The 22683-nt window shown below is 62.2% G+C and carries 19 protein-coding genes and 1 pseudogene; 16 read left to right on the top strand and 4 right to left on the bottom strand.

Annotated elements, in window-relative coordinates; genetic code table 11:
• Positions 1–10 precede the first annotated feature (10 nt).
• A complete protein-coding gene (locus tag OB03_RS03735; protein WP_242913915.1) occupies positions 11–388 on the top strand; it encodes a cupin domain-containing protein in 378 nt (125 codons plus the stop codon).
• 14 nt (positions 389–402) lie between these two features.
• Here OB03_RS03735 and OB03_RS03730 read toward each other — a convergent pair whose 3' ends face one another.
• A complete protein-coding gene (locus OB03_RS03730) occupies positions 403–684 on the bottom strand; it encodes a hypothetical protein (RefSeq protein ID WP_242913916.1) in 282 nt (93 codons plus the stop codon).
• A 100-nt stretch (positions 685–784) separates the two neighbouring features.
• Between OB03_RS03730 and OB03_RS03725 the strand changes: the two genes are divergently transcribed.
• The gene (locus OB03_RS03725) at positions 785–1762 is read left to right on the top strand and encodes a helix-turn-helix transcriptional regulator (protein ID WP_242913917.1); all 978 of its coding nucleotides are present in this window, start codon (positions 785–787) and stop codon (positions 1760–1762) included.
• 98 nt (positions 1763–1860) lie between these two features.
• Positions 1861–3282 (top strand): hypothetical protein, encoded by a 1422-nt coding sequence (locus tag OB03_RS03720; RefSeq protein ID WP_461343273.1) that lies wholly within the window; start codon positions 1861–1863, stop codon positions 3280–3282.
• On the opposite strand, the gene OB03_RS03715 is transcribed toward OB03_RS03720, so the two are convergent.
• On the bottom strand, positions 3274–4719 hold the full coding sequence (locus OB03_RS03715) for a helix-turn-helix domain-containing protein (protein ID WP_461343272.1): 1446 nt from the start codon (positions 4717–4719) through the stop codon (positions 3274–3276). The two genes, OB03_RS03720 and OB03_RS03715, sit on opposite strands and share 9 nt — an antisense overlap.
• A 155-nt stretch (positions 4720–4874) precedes the next feature.
• Here OB03_RS03715 and aceA point away from each other — a divergent pair, with 155 nt between their 5' ends.
• Positions 4875–6152, top strand: a complete 1278-nt coding sequence (gene aceA, locus OB03_RS03710; protein WP_461343271.1) for an isocitrate lyase — start codon at positions 4875–4877, stop codon at positions 6150–6152.
• A gap of 35 nt (positions 6153–6187) precedes the next feature.
• Positions 6188–6397 (top strand): hypothetical protein, encoded by a 210-nt coding sequence (locus OB03_RS03705; protein ID WP_242913921.1) that lies wholly within the window; start codon positions 6188–6190, stop codon positions 6395–6397.
• A 43-nt stretch (positions 6398–6440) separates the two neighbouring features.
• Here OB03_RS03705 and OB03_RS03700 read toward each other — a convergent pair whose 3' ends face one another.
• A complete protein-coding gene (locus OB03_RS03700; protein ID WP_461343270.1) occupies positions 6441–8702 on the bottom strand; it encodes an ATP-binding protein in 2262 nt (753 codons plus the stop codon).
• A gap of 256 nt (positions 8703–8958) precedes the next feature.
• On the opposite strand from OB03_RS03700, the gene OB03_RS03695 reads away from it, so the two are divergent.
• The 6 genes from OB03_RS03695 (at position 8959) to phoB (ending at position 15551) form a co-directional block, all read left to right on the top strand.
• A complete protein-coding gene (locus OB03_RS03695; protein ID WP_461343269.1) occupies positions 8959–10305 on the top strand; it encodes an ATP-binding protein in 1347 nt (448 codons plus the stop codon).
• Between the two features lie 175 nt (positions 10306–10480).
• Entirely contained in the window at positions 10481–11911 is a 1431-nt protein-coding gene (pstC, locus tag OB03_RS03690; protein WP_242913924.1) for a phosphate ABC transporter permease subunit PstC, read from the top strand.
• Positions 11904–13199 (top strand): phosphate ABC transporter permease PstA, encoded by a 1296-nt coding sequence (gene pstA / locus OB03_RS03685; protein WP_461343268.1) that lies wholly within the window; start codon positions 11904–11906, stop codon positions 13197–13199. Before pstC ends, pstA begins: the two co-directional genes overlap by 8 nt.
• 59 nt (positions 13200–13258) lie before the next feature.
• Positions 13259–14062, top strand: a complete 804-nt coding sequence (gene pstB, locus OB03_RS03680) for a phosphate ABC transporter ATP-binding protein PstB (protein ID WP_242914073.1) — start codon at positions 13259–13261, stop codon at positions 14060–14062.
• A gap of 7 nt (positions 14063–14069) precedes the next feature.
• A complete protein-coding gene (phoU, locus tag OB03_RS03675; RefSeq protein WP_242913926.1) occupies positions 14070–14819 on the top strand; it encodes a phosphate signaling complex protein PhoU in 750 nt (249 codons plus the stop codon).
• A gap of 42 nt (positions 14820–14861) precedes the next feature.
• Positions 14862–15551 carry a phosphate regulon transcriptional regulator PhoB gene (gene phoB / locus OB03_RS03670; RefSeq protein ID WP_242913927.1) on the top strand — a complete coding sequence of 230 codons (690 nt, stop codon included), beginning with the start codon at positions 14862–14864 and terminating at the stop codon, positions 15549–15551.
• Between the two features lie 73 nt (positions 15552–15624).
• On the opposite strand, the gene OB03_RS03665 is transcribed toward phoB, so the two are convergent.
• Entirely contained in the window at positions 15625–16572 is a 948-nt protein-coding gene (locus OB03_RS03665) for an Hsp33 family molecular chaperone (RefSeq protein ID WP_461343267.1), read from the bottom strand.
• 193 nt (positions 16573–16765) lie between these two features.
• On the opposite strand from OB03_RS03665, the gene OB03_RS03660 reads away from it, so the two are divergent.
• The 5 genes and pseudogenes from OB03_RS03660 to OB03_RS03640 all read left to right on the top strand — a co-directional run.
• Positions 16766–17356 (top strand): hypothetical protein, encoded by a 591-nt coding sequence (locus tag OB03_RS03660; protein WP_461343266.1) that lies wholly within the window; start codon positions 16766–16768, stop codon positions 17354–17356.
• Between the two features lie 96 nt (positions 17357–17452).
• A complete protein-coding gene (serA, locus tag OB03_RS03655; protein WP_242913930.1) occupies positions 17453–19357 on the top strand; it encodes a phosphoglycerate dehydrogenase in 1905 nt (634 codons plus the stop codon).
• A 126-nt stretch (positions 19358–19483) separates the two neighbouring features.
• Positions 19484–21289 carry an autotransporter domain-containing protein gene (locus tag OB03_RS03650; protein ID WP_242913931.1) on the top strand — a complete coding sequence of 602 codons (1806 nt, stop codon included), beginning with the start codon at positions 19484–19486 and terminating at the stop codon, positions 21287–21289.
• Between the two features lie 117 nt (positions 21290–21406).
• A complete protein-coding gene (locus OB03_RS03645) occupies positions 21407–22375 on the top strand; it encodes an ABC transporter ATP-binding protein (RefSeq protein ID WP_461343265.1) in 969 nt (322 codons plus the stop codon).
• Positions 22372–22683 (top strand): annotated as a pseudogene (locus OB03_RS03640) (ABC transporter permease); the annotation flags it as partial. The gene OB03_RS03645 and the pseudogene OB03_RS03640, both read left to right, overlap by 4 nt.

Raw genomic sequence — 22683 nt, 5'->3', positions numbered from 1 at the left:
GGCGAGCGCGATGAGCGATACGGACGACGATTTCACGGCAGAAGAGGTGGCGATGAACCTCGGCCTGACGCCGCATCCGGAGGGTGGCTATTTCCGTGTCCTGCCGCATCAGGAAGCCGACGCCGAAAAGATTGCTTCCTACCGGTTGTTGATCGGTGCGGAAGACCCGCAGTGGACACCGATGGAAAGCGAAGAGATGTGGACGACCTATATGGGCTCGCCACTGACGCTGGAAATCGCGACGGGCGGTCCGGTGCATCGCGAGACCTCCAACCCCGGCGACGGTCACTGGCTCAGTGCACCGGCGGGGGCGTGGGTGCGGGTTGTTCCGCAAGGGCCGTGGACGCTGGCGGGGCGGATCGCAAAGCCGGATCCGCTCGTCCACTGAAGCCCTTACGGAAATCAGGCGGCCAGTGCGGCCAGTTCTGAGGCGCTGCGGAACTCGTCCCACATGGCGTCTTCTTCGGAATAGCGGCCCATCGGGGCGCAGATCACGTCAACGACCTGTTCTTCCTGACAGTCCCAGATGACAGCCAGATCGGTCTCGGTTTCGCACGGCACGATCAGATAGCGGTCGGCAAACGACTTACGCTCGAACGGGCGCAGGGTCGGTGCCACGGCATACGGGCTCTGGGCGTTGCGGTCCGATTGGGTGCGGGCGGTGCGGGCGAACGAGAAAGCCATCTGTAGAAAACTCCGGTTGGGAGGCGTCTGCCTCTTGCTGACCAGAGCGTTATGAAACAGTATTGCGTCAGTCTCGGTCGTATCTCTGTGGAGAAGTTTCATGCGCCACGACAAGGCAGCCATGGTTATCGATCTGGCGCGCGGCATGGCGGCCAGTGCCGAGGGCATGACCATCAACGATATGGCAGGCCAGCTGGGCGTAGGGCGCCGCACGGCCGAGCGCATGCGCGACGCGGTGTTGATGCTTTTCCCGCAGGTGGAAGAAATCTCTGATCCCCCCACCAAGCGTTGGCGCATCCGTGGCGGTCTGTCGGCGTTCGAGCAGGCTCCGACCGCAACCGAAATGTTGGAGCTGACCAAGGCCGCAGCCGCCCTGCACGCAGGCGGCGATCCGGCGCGGGCGGCGGCGTTGGAAAGTCTGGAGCGCAAGATCAAGGCGGCGATGCGCTCGACCACGCTCAACCGCATGGCACCCGATCTGGAGGCACTGGTACGGGCCGAAACCATCGCAGTGCAGGCGGGGCCGCGCCCCGGAGCGGACGAAACAGTTCTGACGACCATTCGCGGGGCAGTTCTGGCCGAAGCGCCGCTGAACTTCATCTATTCGCGACCGGGGGCCGAGGCGCGAAGCCGTACGGTTACCCCGTGCGGTTTGATGTTCGGGCGGGCTAACTATCTGGTGGCCTATGATCCGGCCAACGATCGCATCCAGACCTTCCGACTGGACCGGATGAGTAGCGTCATGGCCGGTGAGGGGACGGCCCGCCCTCCGGCCGACTTCAATCTGGCGGCCTTCGCCAGCCAGTCATTCGGTATCTATCAAGACCAGATCGAGGACGTCGCCATCCGAATTTCGCCCGAAGCCGCCAACGAGGCGCGCGGCTGGCGCTGGCATCCAACGCAGGCGATCGAAGATCAGGATGATGGGGCTGTCATCGTACGCTTCCGCGCCTCGGGCATGCGCGAACTGGCTTGGCACCTGTTCAGCTGGAGCGGCGAGGCGACAATTCTGGAGCCGCAACGCCTGAAGGATGTGATGGCCGACGAACTGGAAAAGGCACGCGCAGCCATCGGCTGAGGAAGGGACGGGAACCCGCCGCGACCTTGCCGATTTGTAAGCTGACACTGTGGCGGCGAACGGCAACGTTGGGCCGCCACGTTTTTCAGGAGTCGGCTTTGGATATTCGCGCAGGTGTGGCGGCAATGGTTTCGGTGGTGGCTCTGTTAACGGGGTGTGCCACGCTTCCGCCCATCGAGCGCGGCGGAGCGCCCTCGGCCAGCGCCAGCGTGATACGACAGGGCGATACGCTGCACCTGCAGTACCAGTTGGATCGCGACGCCGACGTCTGGGCCTTTTTTGACTCCGCGCTGATGAGCGAGGTGCGCGAACCGTGGCGCCCACGCCAATGGCAGGTGCTGACCCCGGGGGTCGTGCTGGATCGGGTGGGCTTCTACGACATCCTGCGCAGTGTGGACGGCGGGCCGGTGCCGCGCACGGTCGATATTCGCATAACCCCAAAAGCCGTCGATCTGGAGGCGGAATATCCGACGCTGAAATTCTCCAACGGCGCTGTGGCCCTGCCGACGCGGCAGATGACGGTCTTTCCAATGGAGAGCGTGGCCGCTGTCGCCGCGCTTCCTTCGGATTTGAATGGTGTCGATCTGGCTACGGGCCCGACGCAGGTGCGTTGGCGCGACGAGGCAGGTCCGGTCCTTTATGCGGGCGAGCGACGACCGGAACTGATTACGCAGTATGAGCGGTCCTACGTTCTGTTGGGTCAGGCGGATGTAACGCGCGATGAGGGTCTCACCGCCGTGATCGATCCGGCGCTGCCGCATTGGATGGCCAACACGCTGGCGGATGCGGCACCGGCAACGGGGCGCTGGTACCGACAGCGCCTCGGGGCAGCATCATCGGGAGCAGAAAAGCCGGTGCTTATGGCGGCATGGAATGGCCCGACCCAGCGCATGACCAGCATGGGCGGCAGCGTGCTTCCGGGTTTGATTGTCATGAGCTTCGAAGGGCGCGGCATCGAAGAGCCTAATCCCGAGATTCGCGAACGCGCCTTGTGGTTTATTGCCCACGAGGCAGCCCATTTCTGGCTGGGCCAGACCTTGCGCTATGAGTACGCCCGCGACGCGTGGATTACGGAGGGCGGCGCAGACCTGATGGCCGTGAGGGCGCTCAAGGCGCGTGACCCCTCCTATGACGACAAATCCGAACTGCAGACCGAGATTGATGACTGCGTGAAATATGCAGCCCGCCCCTTGGGCTCCGCTGGCGAGCGGGGCGAACACCGAGCCTATTATGCCTGCGGAGCGGTATTTGCGATGGCGGCGGAAACAGCCGAGCGGCGAAAGAGCGGCGGGGATTTCCTCGATTTCGTTCGCCTATTGCTGAGCGAGAACCGGCGTGACGGCGTAGTGACGGTTCAGGACTGGATGAGCCTGTACGCCCGCCGTGGGGGCAGACCCGAACAGGCCAGCCTGATGCTCGAGATGGTGAACAACGGAACCCGCGATCCCAAGGCGGCAGTGCTGGCTCTGCTCGAGGGCTGGGACGTTGCGCTGGAGGGGGACCGCGTGGTCCTACGCTGAGGCAAATGGATAGGGGCTGAGTGACTTGGCCCAGTCATCGACGGCGAGCGGGCGGTCGATAGGGGCGGCGGCCCGCTCGGCGCACGGATGGCGGTGGCACAGACGACAGGCTGGACCAATTGGAGTCACATCCGGATTCTGAAGGTCCAGTCCTTGGGCGTAGATTAGACGGTGAGCGTGTTGCAGCTCGCAACCCATGCCGATGGCCAAATCCTGTGCCTCGCCAAACCCGTCGCGCCCTTGGCGCTCGACGGTGCGGGCGAAGGTGAACCAGCGCCCCCCCGGTTTGCCGTCCTGAGCGGGTGTCTCGATGATCTGGGTGATGATGCGGCCGGGGGTGCGGAAGGCGGAATGCAGCCGCCAGCGCGGGCACGCTCCACCAAACCGCGAGAACGGAAAGGCGTCGGCAGCAAACCGTTTCGAGATATTGCCGGCCTGATCGACCCGCATCAGGAAGAAGGGAACGCCGCGCGCCGTGGGACGCGACAGCGTGGTCAGGCGATGGGCAATCTGCTCATACGAAACACCAAATCGCGCGGCCAAGCGATTGAGATCGTAGCGGGTGTCTTCTGCCGCGCGATGGAATGCGCCATAGGGCATGAGGATGCAGGCCGCCAGAGTATTGGTCAGCGCCACTTTCAGCAGATTACGGGTCGCGGGATCGGGCGCTCCCGCGCTTTCTGCCAGCGCGTTCAACTCGGCACCATGTTCGGACAGGGCCAGTTGATACGCCACGGCAAAGGCCCGCGACGACGGGCCGAGGCTCTCGCTCAGCAACAGGCGTCGGCGATGGAGGTCAAAGCGGCGGGTCCACTCCACCATGACTTCCGTTGGTAAGGTCCGCACGGTCAGGCCATGGATGACCGCCAGTCGGTGTCTGGCGCTGGCTTCGAACCCCTCTGCATGGGGTGGCCGTTCATTGGCGAGAACAATTGCCATCGCTTCGCCCAACTGGTCCAGATCGGGGAAGTGGTTGCCGCGCGACTGAATGTATTCGCGCACCCAGTCGGCGGGCGCGGCGTCTTCCAGATTTTCACCCTGTTCGGCGGCGGCGCGGGCGCGTGCCCTTTGGTCGTCGAAGGCCTGATAAAGCCGCAGCAGGGCCTCGGCTACGGCAGGGGCTTCCTCGACCACCTGCATGAGCTCATGGCGCGGCGCTGCAACGCCCTTGAACACGGGGTCGGCGAGGATTTCACTGAGGCGGGCTTCGTCTAGAGCGCCCGCACGGTTCAGGGTGCGCAGGTCCACATCATAGGTCTCGGCCAGCTTTAGAAGCAGTTGTGCCGATACGGGGCGCTGGTTTCGCTCGATGTGGTTCAGATAGGATGGCGAGACCGACAGATCCTCTGCCATCGCCGTCTGGGTCAGGCCAAGATCGCGGCGCAGCCGTTTCAGGCGTGCTCCGAGAAAGAGTTTGCGGTCGGTATTCTCCTGCATACCGCAGTTAGGTCATAATGTGACCGAAAGCGTCAAGTCATATTGTGACTAAGTGACATCAATGTCGTGTCAGGCGCTGTGTCTTTTGTGACTGATGCGTGTTCTTTCAACTGTGACGCGGCGCTGACCGCACCATCGCAGAGACGAGAACGCCAATGACGACCTTCGCTGATCTGGTTCCCGCACCCGCTGGCCGTTTCGACGGTATCGAGCGCCCGTACACGCCCGCTGATGTTCAGCGTCTGCGCGGTTCCGTGCCGATCACCCACACCCTCGCGGAGCGCGGTGCCAATCGCCTGTGGGAGCTGCTGCACTCGGAGCCGTACATCAACGCTCTGGGTGCCGTCACGGGCAACCAGGCCATGCAGATGGTTCGCGCTGGACTGAAAGCCATCTACCTGTCGGGCTGGCAGGTTGCGGCCGACGCCAACACCGCATCGGCCATGTATCCGGACCAGTCGCTGTATCCGGCCAACGCCGCGCCGGAACTGTGCCGCCGCATCAATCGCACCCTGCAACGCGCCGACCAGATTGAGCACGCCGAGGGTGGCGCCAAGCGCGACTGGTTCGCTCCGATCGTTGCCGACGCAGAAGCTGGTTTCGGTGGTCCGCTGAACAGCTTTGAAATCATGAAGGCCTTCATCGAAGCCGGTGCCGCTGGTGTCCACTTCGAAGATCAACTGGCTTCGGAGAAGAAGTGCGGCCACCTGGGCGGCAAGGTTCTGATCCCGACCCAAGCGCACGAGCGCAACCTGATCGCAGCACGTCTGGCTGCCGACGTCTGCGGCACGCCGACCCTGACGGTTGCCCGTACCGACGCTGAATCGGCCCAGCTAATCACCTCGGACATCGACGAGCGCGATCATCAGTTCATCGACCGTGAGAACCGCACGCCGGAAGGCTTCTTCCGCCTGAAGGAAGGCACCGGCCTCGATCACTGCATCGCGCGCGGCCTGTCCTATGCCAAATACGCCGACCTGCTGTGGTGGGAAACCTCGCACCCCGATCTGGACGACGCCAAGAAGTTCGCCGAGGCCGTCCAGAAGAAATATCCGGGCAAGCTGATGGCCTACAACTGCTCGCCGTCCTTCAACTGGAAGGCCAAGCTGGACGACGAAACCATCGCCAAGTTCCAGCGCGAATTAGGTGCCATGGGCTACAAGTTCCAGTTCGTGACGCTGGCCGGCTTCCACAGCCTGAACAACGGCATGTTCGAACTGGCTTCGGGCTACCGTGATCGCGGAATGGCTGCCTATTCGGAGCTGCAACAGCGCGAATTCGGCAACGAAGCCATCGGCTACACAGCCACCCGTCACCAGCGCGAAGTCGGCACCGGTTACTTCGACGATGTCGCCACCGTCATCTCGCAGGGCCAGTCCTCGACCACGGCTCTGAAAGACTCCACCGAAACGGCACAGTTCCACGCCGCCTAATACGTCCCCCACGCCTCAGAAAAAGGAGGGTTCACATGGAGCCCCTGACACGTCCGCAAGCCATCATTGATTACTGCCTCGCCCCGCTGGGTCTCAGCGGTTCCGGTGATGCCGAACGCGAAACGCGTCGTCGGCTTGAGCATGTGATCAAGACCTTCCAGGCCAAGGCCAACTCGACGCTCAGCGTGGATTTCTCGTCCATGCCGAGCCAAGTGATCAACGAGGCTGCACACGGCTACGAGTGATCCGCCGCTCCTAGCTGTTGCGCCAGTCAGCCCGCCTGAGAAATCAGGCGGGCTGATGTTTTTGGTTGGTGAGCTGATAGGTCAGTTCCAGCATTTGGCTGACATTGAAGGGCTTGGCCAAATGGGCATCGGCACCGGCGTCAAGGGACGCGGCCACATGCTCGGGCATCGCATTGGCCGTAAGCATGATGATCGGAGTGCGCGGCAGAGCGCGTTCGGTCTCGCGTTCCCGGATCATACGAGTGGCCGTCAGGCCGTCCATGACCGGCATCTGCATATCCATCAACACCAGGTCGAAGGTCTGGTTTTCAAGGGCATCCAGCGCCAACTGGCCGTTCTCGACCTGAAATAGCGTGAAGTTCTGCGGGTCGAGGATCAACTCTACGACCCTGCGGTTTGTGGCGTTGTCATCGGCCAGAAGAATGCGCAGGCCCGTCTTGGACGCCAGACTGGAAGGATTGGCCAATGCCTGAGCGCTGGGGGCGGGATCCGGCGACGGGTTCGGCGGCGTGATGCGCTCCAGCGGTAGTGACACCGTAAAGCTGGAGCCGAGACCGGGCTGGCTGGTCCCGTCAACGGAGCCACCCATCATGTCGGCCAGTTCAGCGCAGATCGACAGTCCAAGGCCCGAGCCACCGAAGCGACGGGTGATCTGGTCATCGGCCTGTGCAAACCGCCCGAACAGGTGGCGCAGGTTCGCCGCTTCGAATCCGATGCCGGTGTCGTCCACGCGGATCAGCAGGTTAGTGCTACGCCGACTGACCGACAGAGAGATATGACCCTCATTGGTGAATTTGACGGCGTTCGACAGCAGGTTGTTGAGGATCTGGCGGGTGCGCACCGCGTCGCCCATCACCCAGGTGCGGGCCTCGGGCGCGATGTGGCAGGTGAACTGCACGCCCTTTTCACTGGCGGCGTTGGCGTAGAGGTTCTGGGTGTCGTCGACCAACCGCACCAGATCGAACGGCGCGTTGGATATCTTCATCTGGCCGGACTCGATCCGCGCCAAATCGAGAATGTCACTCAGCAAAATCTGCAAGGTCTCGCTCGACGAGCGGATGAGCGCAACCATCTCGGACTGGGTGGGCGTCAGCGCCGACCGCGACAACGCCTCTGTAACGGCCACCATTCCGTTTAGCGGCGTGCGGATTTCATGGCTCATGTTGGCCAGAAATCGGCTCTTGGCCACGTTGGCACTTCGCGCCTGTTCTAGAGCGGCGGCCAGTTCGGCTTCGTGTTTCTTCTGTTCGGTAAAGTCGGACGAGAGGGTGACGAGGCCGCGGTCTTCAATCTCGCGATTTTGTAGCCGCACCCAGCGTGTGCCGTCCTGTGATTTCAATATCCAGTCCCCGGGGACATGCTGTTCCTGCTTGTTCTTCAACCATTTCGGATCGAAGGCGGCGTTTGCAGGAAACAGGCTGGATTTCAGGCCCGCCTTGAGGGCTTCGGTATAGGTCATTCCCACGCGAAAATCGGGCTTTGGATTGCTCGACAGGCTCCGTAGCGCCTCGTTCCAGACCAGCAGCCGGCGCTTCTGATCATACAGGGCCAAGCCCACCGGCAAGGCCTCGATGGCGCATCTGAGATTGGCAACGAATCGCTGCTGGGACCGCCAGATGGCATAGGCCAGAATGCCGACGCACAGGATGACGGTGGTACCGACCGCCAGCTCCCATGCGGTCATGCTGGACACGTGCCAAAGATATGGCGGGCCACCCCACGATGCCAAATCCGAGCCGAACTGAGCTAATCCTGCGCTCAGCCCGATGGCTACCGTTCCCAGAGCGATATTGAGTGGCCAGTTCTTGCCGAACGGATGAAAGCCGATAAGTGCGATCAGGCCAGGGGCCAGAATGACCATTGCGATGACCGTCGGATTGAAACCGAGTGTGTCGGGGAAGGTAATCGCTAGATTACCGACTACGATTGTCAGGGATGTCCCCAGGGTCCCAGACAGAACTGCCAGATAGGACATGAGGCGAGGGCGCGAGGACCGAGGGCTGGCGATCTCCAACCGGTAGGCCAGATCGAGGCTGATGACTGCGATGGCTTGGCTCAGACAGGAGAGAAAAGGGCCAACAGGACGATCCGTCATCTCGACGAAGTCGAGATGGGGAAGCCACCAAAGCCCGTGTGCCACGAGGCCCAGCGCCATGACGCCGATGATACGGCGCCATCTTTCGGGCAGGGGCAGGGCCAGTCGCACTGTGCTGATCGCCAGCACGAAAATGACCATGGCATACAGACTGGCAACCCAATATCGGGTGTCAGGCATTACTGTTTGCCAACCGAGAATCGGCTCCATCAGACGACCTCCACCACTTGGATAACGATGGTATCCCGTTTCTATGTGGTGTGAATAGCAAAGTCTATTTGCGTACGCCGGGGTGAACGTCGCGCTGGTGTCGCAACGCAAAGATAAAGACGACGAAAACGGCACCGTGGGCTAATGTTCGCGCGCTGATTTCTTGTATTGGACCTCGATGGCTTACGATCCCCAGCATTCGCCTGTTGCGCCCGTTGCTTCGTCCCGTCTCTGGACGGCGGGAGCCAGTGGGGGGATGGCGGTCACGATAATGCTGGTTCTGGCCGTCATGCAGCCCAGCTTGGCAGGGTGGCTGGTACTCGGTGCGCTGGCCGTTGCATTCACCACATGGATCGTGAACCGCACGCCACCGGCAGAGCAGTCGCATCTTCCCGTGGCAATGGACGCACAGGTCGAGGCAGCGGGCGACGCCGGCCTGATGGCTGACGTTTTCGAGGCCAGCTACGATCCCATGATGATTATCGCGGGCGGCGAGGCCGACGATATCGCGGGCCGCCGCATCCTGTTGGCCAATGCCGCTGCACGCGAGCTTTTCCCTATTAGCAACAGCGGGACGCTGCTGGTTGCGGTTATCCGCGAGCCGGGAGTGCTGGAAGCGGTCGACGAGGCGCTATTCCTGAACGAGGCCTGCCGCGTCGACTATATCGGTGGCGGCGCTCAGGAACGGCACTGGCGCGCGCAGGTCCACCCGCTGCCTGCCCGTGACGGGCAAGGGCGTCAGGAACCCCTGGCGCTTTTGACCCTCAAGGACGAGACCGATCTGCGCCGCATCGAGCGCATGCGTGTGGATTTCCTCGCCAATGCCAGCCACGAACTTCGCACGCCCCTGGCCTCTCTGACAGGCTTCATCGAAACGCTGCGGGGGCATGCCAAGGACGATCCCAAGGCCCGTGACCGCTTCCTCGACATCATGGCAACCCAAGCCGATCGCATGAGTCGACTGGTCGCCGACCTCTTGTCGCTGTCGCGTATCGAGTTGAACGAGCACATCGCACCCCACGGTCGGGTCGACCTGGCACGAGCCACCTCGGACGTGCTGGACGCCGTCAGCGTCATATCGCGAGAGCGCGGTGTGACCGTTCGGGCGGATCTGGGGATTGGCGGTGCGGACGTCATCGGTGAGCGCGACGAGATTGTTCAGGTCGTCCAGAACCTCGTCGATAATGCGCTGAAGTACTCCACCGCAGGCGGCCATATCGAACTGACCATCGAGCGGGACCGCTCTCTGGACGAGACCATGGTGTCGCGCATGCAGGAAAGCACGCGCCTGTCACTGGTGACGCCAGATCGCGAACAGGGCGCGCGATATGTCGTCGTGACCGTTCGGGACCACGGTCCGGGTATGGCGCGCGAACACCTGCCAAGGCTCACCGAGCGATTCTACCGTATCGAGGGACAAAAAAGCGGTGAGCGCCAAGGTACGGGGCTGGGCTTGGCCATTGTGCGTCACATTGTCATCCGTCACCGCGGCGCACTTTCTGTGGAAAGTGTGCTGGGTTCCGGCGCTTTATTCGCTGCGGCCTTCCCAATAGCCCCGCAACGCCAGCTCGCCTCTGCAGAAACTTTGGAAGAAATCCTATAGTTTGCAATAGCTTCGCGCTTCAACTTGCGATGCTTTTCCCTGCTATTTATGCGGCCTTGGCGTGTAACAGAACTGTCATGCATCCGTCTTATTCCGCTCGCCTTTCGCGGGCAGTTTCGGCCCGAATTTAAGGTCCTCCATTCGGGGGACTGTTAAGTGTGCCCCTCGGATCTGAATGACCTGGATTTTTCTGATTTTCATGGCGGTGTTTGCGGTGCTGTCCTTCTGGGGCGGTCGCAAGCTGGCTGTGCGTCGTAGCCAAGGCGTCAAACCCCATTCGCGCCCGGGCCAGCATGGTCTGTACGCCGCTATCGGTGTGCTTGCGCCGGCGTTGGCCGTGATGATCCTTGCTGCCGTCTTCTCTGCACCGATTGAGCGTCAACTGATCGCTGCGGGTGCGCCGGAAGCGGTTTCGCAGCTTGAGCCGTTCCGCCGCGAAGCCTTCATCGCCGATGCCCGTCGCGTGGGGCAGGGTGGTGAGGCGCTGCAGATCTGGGCCGCGCCCTATGCGGAACTGCTGCCGACCGAGGGCCGCCGTGCTCATAGCATCCATGCAGCCCTGAGCTGGGGTGGCATGACCGCCGCAGTGATTGCCGCCATTCTGGGCGCACTTTTCGTCGCCTTCCGTATTCGCCCTGAGCTGCGTGCCCGTAATGCGGTCGAAGGCTGGGTCGTGGGCGTACTGTTCGCCTGTGCGACCGTTGCGGTTCTGACGACCGTCGGCATCATCTTCTCGCTGGTCTATGACTCCTTGCGTTTCTTCAGCATGGTGTCGGCATTCGAGTTCCTGTTCGGCACCAAATGGAGCCCGCAGATCGCTATTCGCGCCGATCAGGTCGGCTCGTCGGGTGCGTTCGGCGCTGTGCCGCTGTTCGCGGGTACTTTCCTGATCATGCTGATTGCGATGGCGGTTGCCGCGCCGGTCGGCCTGTTCTCGGCCATCTATCTGTCGGAGTACGCATCCAAGACGACCCGCGCCGTGGTCAAGCCGCTGCTGGAGGTTCTGGCCGGTGTTCCGACCGTTGTGTACGGCTTCTTCGCGGCCCTGACGGTTGGTCCGGCGCTGCGGGTCTTCTTCAACACCATCGGTGGATGGCTGGCAGGTGGTCCGCTGGACGGCATTGGCCAGTATCTGCTGCTGGTCCAGAACCAGATGGCTCTGGTGGCCGGTGCGGTCATGGGCATCATGCTGATCCCGTTCGTGTCGTCGCTGTCGGACGACATCATGAACGCGGTGCCGCAGTCGCTGCGTGATGGCTCCTACGCCATGGGCGCAACCAAGTCCGAGACGGTGAAGAAGGTGCTTCTGCCCGCCGCTCTGCCGGGTATCGCCGGCGCTCTGCTGCTGGCTGTGTCGCGCGCGATCGGCGAGACCATGATTGTGACCATGGCCGCCGGTCTGGCCGCCAAGCTGACGCTCAATCCGCTCGAAACCGTCACGACCGTGACCGTTCAGATCGTCACCCTGCTGACGGGTGACCAAGAGTTCAACAGCCCGAAAACGCTGGCCGCCTTCGGTCTGGGCCTGACGCTGTTCGTCGTCACCCTGGCCCTGAACGTGGTCGCCATGCGTATCGTGCAAGCTTACCGTGAACAATATGACTGACGCCGTTACCCCATCGGGCGCTGTCGGTGCCCGCACGCAAAAGCTTCAGGCCCGCCTGAAGTCGCGCTATGCCCGCGAGAACCGTTTCAAGTGGGCGGGACGTGCCGCGATTGGCGCTGCGCTGCTGTTCCTCGTCATCCTGCTCAGCAGCATTGTGATGCAGGGCTATACGGCCTTCTACGCGCACAGCGTGACGCTGCCGGTCTATATGGATCCGGCACGTATTGATCGCGCCTACCCGCAGGGCACCAACTTCGAGTTGATGGTTGCCGAGCAGCAAATGGCGCGCATGGGCGTGACCGACGATGCTGCAGGCACCAAGACCAAGGCCATGCGTGACCTGTTGTCGTCGGAGCTGAAGTTCATCGCTGGCGACCGCGTCCGCGCCCAGCCGGCCCTGATCGGTCAGACCCTGCCGATCTCGACCCCGCTCTCGGACGATGCGGAGATGTATCTGAAGGGCAAGATTACCCGCGATACGCCCGAAGAGTTCCGCCGCGTGACCGACCAGCAGATGGCTTGGCTGGACAAGTTTAAAGCCGATGGTCTGGTGCGCTCGCACTTCAACAGTGCCATGTTCACCAACGGCGACTCCACCCAGCCCGAGCTGGCTGGCCTGTTGGGCGCGGTCATCGGTTCGGCCCTGATGCTGATGGTCACTGCCTTCATTGCCATTCCGGTCGGCGTGTTCGCCGCTGTGTGGCTTGAGGAGTATGCGCCGCGTAACCGGCTGACCGCTATTATTGAGGTCAACATCAACAACCTCGCTGCGGTGCCGTCGATTGTTTACGGCCTGCTGGGTCTGGCGCTGTTCATCAACTTCCTGCACTTGCCGCGTGCCAGCCCGATGGTCGGTGGTCTGGTGCTGGCGCTGATGGCGCTGCCGACCATCATCATCGCCACCCGTTCCGCGCTGAAGGCCGTCCCACCGTCGATCCGTGAAGCGGCTCTGGCCATGGGTGCCAGCCGTACCCAGACCGTGTTCCAGCACGTCCTGCCGCTGGCCATGCCGGGTGTGATGACGGGTTCGATCATCTCGATGGCCCACGCACTGGGCGAAACCGCCCCGCTGCTGCTGATCGGTATGATCAGCTTCGTGCCGGGTATCTCGGCAGCGATTGACGCACCGGCTGGTGCTCTGCCTTCGCTTATCTATATCTGGGAGAATGCCTCGGAGCGCGCGTTCCACGAACGGACCGCAGCCGCCATCCTTGTCCTTCTCGCCTTCATGATCGTCATGAACGCCGCCGCCATTGTTGTGCGTCGTCGCTTCGAACGTCGGTGGTAATGCCTATGAACTCCAAGATTACCCGCGCACCGGAAGGCCTGTCGGCCGGTACCGCTTCCATGTCGACCGCTCCGGCTGTGGGCGATTCCGCCCGCGCACCGCTGGGTCCGATCAAGATCGCGGCCAAAGAGGTCAAGGTCTTCTACGGCGAGAAGCAGGCCCTGCACGGCGTCAGCCTCGACATTCCGGACAAGGCGGTCACCGCCCTGATCGGCCCGTCCGGCTGTGGCAAGTCCACCTTCCTGCGTACCCTCAACCGCATGAACGACACCGTCCCGGGTGCGCGCGTTGAAGGCCGCATCGAGATGGACGGCGTGAACATCAACGACAAGAAGATCGACCCTGTTCTTCTGCGTGCCCAGGTGGGCATGGTGTTCCAGAAGCCGAACCCCTTCCCGAAGTCGATCTTCGAGAACGTGGCCTATGGCCCGAAAATCCACGGCCTCGCATCCTCGAAGTCGGAACTGGAAGACATCGTCCAGTCGGCGCTGAAGCGTGCCGGTCTGTGGGACGAGGTCGCCGACCGTCTGCACGCGCCGGGCACCGGCCTGTCGGGTGGTCAGCAGCAGCGTCTGGTTATCGCCCGCGCCATTGCGGTCGAACCGGAAGTCATCCTGATGGACGAGCCTTGCTCGGCGCTGGACCCGATTGCGACAGCCAAGATCGAAGAGCTGATCGACGAACTGCGCGAGCGTTACTGCATTGTGATCGTCACCCACTCGATGGCGCAGGCCGCCCGCGTTTCGCAACGCACGGCCTTCTTCCACATGGGTAACATCGTCGAAACCGGCGACACCGAAGATATATTCACCAACCCCCGCGAGCGTCGCACGCTCGATTACATCACTGGCCGTTTCGGCTAAGGGCGACATGAACCAGCATACCGTCAAAGCCTATGGTGACGAGCTGAACCAGCTCACGGCCGAGGTCGTCCGTATGGGCGGTCTGGCCGAGGCGCAGGTGGCAGACGCCATTGAATCCGTGGCCCGCCGCGATGTGGCACTGGCTCGCGCGGTGATCGAGCGCGACGTCAAGCTGGACACGCTGCACTACGACATCGAGAAGAAGGCGATCCGTCTGATCGCTCTTCGTCAGCCGGTGGCTAGCGACCTGCGCCGCACTCTGGGTGCCATCAAACTGGCTCAGGACCTCGAGCGTACCGGTGACCTCGCCAAGAACATCGGCAAGCGCGCCTTGATCCTCGCCGAAGGCGAGCCGATGCAGGTCCTGACCCGCTCGATCGAGCGCATGGGCCGTCTGGTGTCGAACCGCCTGCGTGACGTGCTGGATGCCTATACGGCGTCGGAAGTCGAGCGCGCCATGAGCGTGTGGCAAACGGACGACGAGGTTGACGAGCACTACAATGCGCTCTTCCGCGAACTGCTCACCTATATGATGGGCGACCCGCGCACGATCACGGCCTGCACGCACCTGCTGTTCATGGCAAAGAACCTCGAGCGCATCGGCGACCACGCAACCAACATCGCCGAAGCCGTCTATTACGAGATCACCGGTGAGGACATGATGGGCGAGCGCCCGCGTGCCGTGCCGGCTCCGGGCGAAGATGCTTCGCCCACTCCGACGATTTCGGCCTCGACCGATCCGTCGGCTGACGACTGACCCTTTGAGTTGAACTGACGTCTCACAGACCGGAGTGCCAAGTTGCAACCCTATATACTGGTGATGGAAGACGAGGACGCGCTGTCGACGCTCCTTCAGTACAATCTGGAGAAGGAAGGCTACGAAGTAGCCGTCGCGGGCGATGGGGAAGAAGGCTGGCTGATGATCGAGGAGCGCCAGCCCGATCTGGTGCTGCTGGACTGGATGCTGCCCAAGCTGTCAGGCATCGAACTGTGCCGCCGCATCCGCGCCAAGGCCGAAACGCGAAACCTGCCGATCATCATGCTGACTGCTCGCGGCGAGGAAACGGACCGCGTGCGTGGTCTGGATACCGGTGCGGACGACTACATGACCAAGCCGTTCTCGATGACCGAACTGACGGCACGCATGCGGGCAGTATTGCGTCGTCTGCGCCCGGGTCTGGCCGATGATCGCGTCAATCACGCCGACATCATCATGGACCGTGTGGCCCACCGCGTGAGCCGCGCAGGACGCGAAATCCATCTTGGCCCGACGGAGTTCCGCCTGCTGGACCACTTCCTTAAACACCCCGGTCGCGTGTTCAGCCGTGAACAGCTTCTGGACGCTGTCTGGGGCTCGGACGTCTATGTCGAGGCGCGCACCGTGGACGTCCACGTCGGACGCCTGCGCAAGGCATTGAACGTGGATGGAACGGTCAATCCGATCCGCACCGTGCGTTCTGCCGGTTACTCGCTCGATCTGAACAACTAGTCTTATCGATGACGAATAGAAGAAGGGCGCTGTGGCCAAAGCCGCAGCGCCCTTTGTTCATTCTGGATTGGCCTTAGTGGCGAACGGCAGCGGCGTCGATCTCGGCAGCACCGACCTCTGCCGGATCGATCACGTAATCGGTCGAGCAATATTCGCAGTTCGCATGGATGTTGCCGTCGGCTTCAACCATTTCAGCGCGCTCGTCCTCGGGGAAGGACTGCAGCACAGTGACGATGCGTTCACGCGAGCAACGGCAAACGGCCTTCAGGTCGCTGGCACCTTCCAGACGCACGCCGTCTTCGTGGAACAGGCGGTAAAGCAGGGTCTCCGGTGTGATGGTCGGATCGACCAGCTCGTCATCGCTTAAGGTGGCGAACAGTGCGCGGGTGCGGTCCCAGACCTCTTCGGTCGAACCGCGCGACTCGTCGCCTGCGATGACCTGAATAAGGGCACCGCCGGCACGCCACTGGGTGCCTTCGTCGGTCGTGATCTGGCCGACAGCCAGATTGACCTTGGTCGGGATCTGCTCGGACTGGACGAAATAGTGCTCGGCGCAGGAGGCAAGGCTGTCGCCCTCGATAGGGGTCATGCCCTGCGTACGCTCGAAGTCCGGACCGCGGTCCAGCGTCATGATGAACACGCCCTTGCCCAGAAGGTCTTCGGCCCCCGGGTTCGGCTTGGCGGCAATGGCCTCGGCCAGTTCACCTTCATCATAGCGGCAGAAGCCGCGCATGGTACCATCGGTGCCATAGTCGGCCAGCACATAACGAACCGGACCGTCGCCTTGCGCCTGCACCAGCAGACGACCGTCAAACTTCAGCGCCGAGCCGACCAGAGCAGCCAGAGCCGCAGCCTCGCCCAGCAGGTTTGCGACGGGGGTAGGGTAGTCATGCGAGGACAGGATGGTATCGATAGCCTTGCCCATACGAACAAGACGGCCGCGCACCGGCCAGCCATCGATCTGGAAGGCTGCAGCCAGATCGTCATGCAGGGCATTGTTAGGGGCGGATGCGTCGGTCACTTTGGGTCCTAAAACACTGATTGTCTCGAAGCCGCGCAACATAGGGAGGCGGCTTGCGTTTTGTAAGGGGTAGGGGCCGCACTGCACGTTCGTAACGGGGCAAGCGGCACCGCGAGAACACGAAAAATCGGGAACTCTTGTCCTCAGCAACCGCTGATGTTCAATGATCCCTACGGCTCTGCAGAAGGTGCATATGTTCGAAGAAACCAATCTGATCGACGATCTGGTCGAAGAAGTTCGCAAGCATCCCGGCATTGTGGGCGGTGCAGTGGCCGTGCTCGCAGGTATCGGCTTTGCCACCCTGTTCCTTCGCCAGCGCACCGGTCCGCGCCGCATCGAGGTCATTCGTGAACGCCTCAGCCCGCGCCAATGGGCCGAAGAACTCGGTCTAGGCGAGCGTCTGGGTGCCTTTGGTCGCCGCGTCCGCGAGGATACGATGGATGCTGCCGAGACGTCGCGAGAGCGCGCATCCGACCTTGGCTATGACCTACGTGAACGCGCATCGGATTTCGGCCATGACATCGGGGACCGTGCGCGCGATCTTGGGGACCGTGCACGCGGCCTTGCCGAAGGGGCTCGCGAGCGCCTCGCCGACTGGCGCTATGACCGCCGTCGTCGCCACAATCGCAAGAAGCGGATGGGCTCGGTACGCCATGCCGGAGAGTCCGCACTGGATTTCGCCAGCGACCACAAGCGCGAGGGTGCAGCCCTCCTGACCGTGGCTCTGATTGCCGCCGGTATCGGTGCCATCGCTCTGGAGAATCGCAAGCTCAAGGGGGAGTGAGGGTAAAAAGCGACGTCTTGGAAAATTCATGCGTCGCGGGGGGCTTTGTGCCCCCTTTTTATTGCTGCAAGTGCGAAGCTGGGCTAGTTGCGGGGCATGACCTCGCCTCTGAATGCTTCGCCCGTTTTCGTTTTCGATTTCGATTCGACTCTGGTTCGGATCGAGACTTTGGAGGCTCTGGCCGAGCTGTCGCTCGCGGCCGCTCCTGATGCGGACGAGCGCAAGGCCAAGATCGCCGAACTGACTGATCGGGCCATGGGCGGCGAGATCGGGTTTGGCGAGGCGCTGAAGGCCCGTCTGGACCTGCTGGGACTGCGTAAAGAGCACGTCGAAGCGCTGGCCGACCGCATTCTGGACGAGGCATCCACCTCGATCCGTCGCAACGTCGACTTCTTCGAGCGCAATGCGGAACGTATCTATATTCTGTCCGGCGGGTTCACCGAGATCATTGCCCCGCTGGCCGCGCGTCTGGGCTTGGCCCCGGATCACGTTCTGGCCAATGAACTGGTTTACGACGAAGACGGCCGCGTCACAGGCGTCAACGAAGCCAATCCATTGGCCCGCGAAAACGGCAAGCCGACCGTTATCAAGTCGCTGAATCTCGAAGGGCCGGTGGTTATCGTCGGCGATGGCTGGAATGACGCCGAGGTCAAGTTGGCCGGCGCTGCGGACCGTTTCTATGCCTTCACCGAAGTTGTCAGCCGCCCCAAGGTGACCGAGGTCGCCGACGCCATTGCGGCGTCTCTGGACGAGGTGCTGTTTGCCGAAGGTGTGTCGGGGCGCTGGTCCTATCCGCGCAACCGCATCAAGATGCTACTGCTGGAGAATATCCATCCGGCGGCGGTCGAGCGACTGGAGGAGGCGGGCTATACCGTCGAGACCATGAAAGGCGCGTTGGACGAGGACGACCTGATCGAGGCGATCAAGGGGGTGCACGTTCTGGGCATCCGCTCCAAGACGACCGTGACCAAGCGAGTTCTGGACCATGCTGACCGCCTGATGGCTGTTGCGGCCTTCTGCATCGGCACCAACCAGATCGATCTGGACGCCTGTGCCGACAAGGGCGTGGCCGTGTTCAATGCGCCGTATTCCAACACCCGCTCGGTGGTCGAGCTAGCGCTGGGCATGATGATCGTCATGATGCGCGATGTGGCCGACAAGTCGCGTCAAATGCATCAAGGTATCTGGAACAAGTCGGCGACCGGCTCGCGCGAAGTCCGTGGCAAGACGCTGGGCATCGTTGGCTATGGCGCTATTGGCAGCCAGCTTTCGATCCTTGCCGAAAACCTCGGCATGCGCGTGTTGTTCTATGATCTGAACGAGCGTTTGGCGCTGGGTAATGCCCGTCGCGTGCGCAAGCTGGACGACCTGTTGGCCGAGGCCGATGTGGTCACGCTGCACGTCGATGGCCGCAAGGACAACGCCAACATCTTTGGCCGCGACCAGTTCGCCAAGATGAAGGACGGTGCGCTGTTCCTGAACCTCGCGCGCGGTCACATCGTGGATGTGAATGCATTGGCCGATGCCGTGAAGTCAGGGCGTATCGCGGGTGCCGCAGTGGACGTCTTCCCCGAAGAGCCGCGCACAAACTCCGACCCGTTCGACAGCCCGCTGATCGGTCTGGAGAAGGTTATCCTGACCCCGCACGTTGGCGGCTCGACCGAGGAGGCACAGGAAGCCATCGCCGAGTTCGCGGCAGAGCGACTGCTGAACTATCTGAACCGTGGCGACACGACCTTCTGCGTGAACTTGCCGAACGTGCAACTGTCGGAAGTCAGCCGCGCCCACCGTCTGCTGCACATCCACAAGAACCAGCCGGGCGTGATGGCCGAGTTGAACCGTGGCTTGTCCGAGGCTGGCCTTAACATTCTGGGCCAGCACCTAAAGACCGACGAGCGAACGGGTTATGTCATCATCGATGTGGACCGCGAGTACGATATCGAGGCGGTTAAACGCCTCCGGCTGATCCCCGGAACGGTGAAGTTCCGCATGTTGCACTAATGCCGTTTCAGGTCAGGAAATCGTCTCAACAGCGATGATTTGGCCGCACAGCGTATTGTAATCGCTTCAAACGGGAGCATCCTCCTTCCAACAGCCACAAGTTGATGGCTGGCGGGAGGATGATCTATGAAGGCTTTGATGACGGGTGCCGCCTCTGCGGCACTGGCGGTGGCTTTGGTCGCCATGTCCGGTTCGGCGGCTTCGGCCCAGACCTATGACCGACTGGTCGTGTTTGGCGACAGTCTGTCAGACAACGGCAACCTCTATGGTGCGACCGGCGGGACCCAGCCCGCTTCGCCGCCATATTGGCAGGGCCGGTTCTCGGACGGTCGCACCTTCGCCGAGCAACTCGGGTTTAACGCAGCCAACTTCAACGGCCCCGTTACCGGCAGCATCAACATGGCCTTTGGCGGTGCCCGCACCGACTCGCAAACAGCTCCGCTGGGTATGCAGCTCCAACTCGCCACCTATCTGGCCCGTGGGGGCAAGTTCGGTGGTGGCGATCTAGTCAGCGTACTGGGCGGTGCCAACAATATCTTCCAGGGGCTTCCGGCGGCAGGGGCGTCAACCAACCCGACCGGGACTATCGCCACGACCTCGCGTTCTGCAGCGACCGATGTGGCCGGTCTGGTCAGATCGGTTGCTCAGGCAGGGGCGGGGACTATCGTCGTCACCAACCTTCCGCGCCTCAGCGTCACGCCACAGTTCCGCAATACCGCAGCAGCCCCGCTGGCAGACTTTGCGGCCACGACTTTCAACACGGCGCTCTATAACAATCTGGCCAGCGTCGCGGCGGCCAATGGCGGCACCAATATCATTCAGGTCGACCTGTTCACGGCGGGCGACGCCATCGCGGCTGATCCCGCTGCCTTTGGTATCAAGAATGCGACCGCTGCCTGCTTCAACGGCGTGACTGTCTGCGCCAACCCCGGCGAGTATTTCTACTTCGACGGCGTGCATCCCACCACCAAGGGTCACTCCATCATCGCCGCGCTGGTCGATGACTACATCTATTACGGCGCGGCGGGTTCGCGCATGGCAGTGCTGGGCGAAACGTCATGGCGCAGTCGCGAAGACGATCTGGACGAAGCTACCCGCGTCCTTTCCACCCGCGAAGGGTGGGGCGAGGGCACGCGCCTGACCATGTCCCTCCTCGCTAGCACGGCCAAGACCGACGCCCGCGGGGTCATCGATGAGGTCAAGACGGACGGTTATGGTGCCCGCCTCGCACTCGAGACCGGCAATGAGACCGTGCGCTTCGGTCTGGCGGGCGGTATCCGCCAGTCAGAGTTGGATGCGGGCGTTGTCACCGCGGACATCGATAATTTCAGCATCGACGTTTACGGCGGTTGGCGCTCGGAAACGGCGTTTGTGAACCTCGCTGCTGGCGCGGCACAGGACGACTATAATGACGTCAAACGCCTGACCGCTCTGGCTCCGCTGGTTCATACGACTTCGACGCGGGGCAAGTCATTTGGTGCACGCGCACAAGGGGGCATGTGGTTCCAGCAGGGCAATCTGGGGATTTCACCCCGCGTCGCCGTCGCTTGGGTGGACACCTCGGTCGACGAGTTCTTTGAGGCTGGACCGGCCGCCGACTATCACTATGCCGAGCGCAAGTTGGACGCGGTGACAGGCGAGGTGGCCTTGCGGCTGGAGCACGGCACCGAGCGGACCCAGTTCTTCGTCGAAGGCGGCTGGCGCGACACGTTGAGCGACAACAGCGACGACGCGCGCACCGGTATTTACGGCAACACGGCCAAGGTGCTGGCGCAAACGGTTGATCTGCCCTTTGGCTCGCAAGGACTGGCTTCGGTGGGCCTGTCGCACCGCCTTGGCGACAAGACCAATGTCGAGGTGTCGTATCGCGGCCGTTTCGGCAGCGACTTCAACAGCCATCTGGGCGGCGTGCGTTTGAGCTACGCCTTCTAAGCTACTGAATTACCGGCGAGAGGTAGCGGAGACCTCTCGCCGGTAGTTTAACCGCTTGCGCAATGGGCATGTTTCCGTGACTGCTATCACAACGGCCTAACGGCGCGAGGAGGTGTCATGTCGACTGTTCTCAGACTGTCTGACGTCAGTAAGAGTTACGGCAATTTTCAAGCCGTAAAATCATTGGGTTTCGAGGTTCAGCGCGGCCAGATTTGCGGTTTTCTAGGACCGAATGGCGCAGGCAAGACCTCCAGCATCCGCATGATTCTGGGCCTGCAGGCGGCGACCTCCGGCTCCATCGAAATCTTGGGCGCGGACGACGGGCGGAAGGTACGCGACCGGATCGGCTTCCTGCCCGAAGAACGCGGCCTCTATAAAAAAATGACGCCGGTCGAGGCCATTGCCTATCTCGGCTCGCTCAAGGGCCTCCCTGCCAGCGAAGGCCGCAAGCGCGCCCGTGACATGCTGGAACAGATGGGCCTGGGCGACTCCCAGAAGAAAAAGATGAAGGACCTGTCCAAGGGCATGGCCCAGAAGGTCCAATTGATCGCCTCGGTGGTTCACCAGCCAGAGTTTGTCATTCTGGACGAGCCCTTCTCGGGGCTGGACCCGATGAACCAGCAGGGGCTGGAGGCGATGATCCGCTCGCTGGCCGAAAATGGCGCGACTGTCCTGTTCTCCACCCACGTGATGCAACATGCAGAGCGTCTGTGCGACAAGGTTGTGTTGCTGGCGCGCGGCCAAAAGGCCTTCGAGGGAACGGTTGAGCAGGCGCGGGCGACTTCGCCGCGCTTCCTCGAAATCAACGGTGCGCTGGACCTGAAGTCGGTTGCGGCCCTGCCGGGCATCAGCGGCTTTGAACAGGTCGAGCAGCACGGCGACGTTTTGAGCATTAAGGCCCGTCTGGCTCCCGATGCCGAGGTGCAGCAGACCTTGAGGACGGCATTCATGTCGAACATGGACGTGCGCAGTTTCGCCTTGCGAGAGCCATCGCTGCACGACGCCTTTATCGCCCTGACGGGGGCAAATCCGGACGATGACCAGAGACACAAGACGGATGCCGCTGTGACGGAGACCGCCCGATGAACCGCACCCTTTTGATCGCCCAGCGTGAAGTGCTGGCCTATGTAAAGACGGTCGGGTTCTGGCTGTCGCTGCTCAGTCTGCCGTTCTTTGCCGTTCTGGGCGGGTTCATGCCGGTCCTGTTGAAACGGGCCGAGCCTCTGCAGCAGTATGCCATTGTCGAAGATGGTGCCGGAAACGGTACACTGGCGGCCAGCGTGCGTCAGGCGCTGGAAGCGGACTATCAGCGGAACACGCTGTCTTCGCTGGCTTTGGCGGCTGTGGCAGAGGCCGGGATTACCGGGCGAGATGCCGTGCGCAAGGCTGGCGAT

Source organism: Brevundimonas sp. GN22, from assembly GCF_054824005.1.
This window is presented reverse-complemented; position numbering and strand designations above follow the sequence as displayed.

Coding starts and splice junctions, on each gene's coding strand:
- serA (WP_242913930.1), top strand. CDS start 17,453: ATGACCTCGCCTCTGAATGCTTCGCCCGTTTTCGTTTTCGATTTCGAT.
- OB03_RS03695 (WP_461343269.1), top strand. CDS start 8,959: ATGGCGGTCACGATAATGCTGGTTCTGGCCGTCATGCAGCCCAGCTTG.
- OB03_RS03645 (WP_461343265.1), top strand. CDS start 21,407: ATGTCGACTGTTCTCAGACTGTCTGACGTCAGTAAGAGTTACGGCAAT.
- pstA (WP_461343268.1), top strand. CDS start 11,904: ATGACTGACGCCGTTACCCCATCGGGCGCTGTCGGTGCCCGCACGCAA.
- pstC (WP_242913924.1), top strand. CDS start 10,481: ATGACCTGGATTTTTCTGATTTTCATGGCGGTGTTTGCGGTGCTGTCC.
- OB03_RS03730 (WP_242913916.1), bottom strand. CDS start 684: ATGGCTTTCTCGTTCGCCCGCACCGCCCGCACCCAATCGGACCGCAAC.
- OB03_RS03650 (WP_242913931.1), top strand. CDS start 19,484: ATGAAGGCTTTGATGACGGGTGCCGCCTCTGCGGCACTGGCGGTGGCT.
- pstB (WP_242914073.1), top strand. CDS start 13,259: ATGTCGACCGCTCCGGCTGTGGGCGATTCCGCCCGCGCACCGCTGGGT.
- OB03_RS03735 (WP_242913915.1), top strand. CDS start 11: ATGAGCGATACGGACGACGATTTCACGGCAGAAGAGGTGGCGATGAAC.
- OB03_RS03700 (WP_461343270.1), bottom strand. CDS start 8,702: ATGGAGCCGATTCTCGGTTGGCAAACAGTAATGCCTGACACCCGATAT.
- OB03_RS03715 (WP_461343272.1), bottom strand. CDS start 4,719: ATGCAGGAGAATACCGACCGCAAACTCTTTCTCGGAGCACGCCTGAAA.
- aceA (WP_461343271.1), top strand. CDS start 4,875: ATGACGACCTTCGCTGATCTGGTTCCCGCACCCGCTGGCCGTTTCGAC.
- OB03_RS03705 (WP_242913921.1), top strand. CDS start 6,188: ATGGAGCCCCTGACACGTCCGCAAGCCATCATTGATTACTGCCTCGCC.
- OB03_RS03660 (WP_461343266.1), top strand. CDS start 16,766: ATGTTCGAAGAAACCAATCTGATCGACGATCTGGTCGAAGAAGTTCGC.
- OB03_RS03725 (WP_242913917.1), top strand. CDS start 785: ATGCGCCACGACAAGGCAGCCATGGTTATCGATCTGGCGCGCGGCATG.
- phoU (WP_242913926.1), top strand. CDS start 14,070: ATGAACCAGCATACCGTCAAAGCCTATGGTGACGAGCTGAACCAGCTC.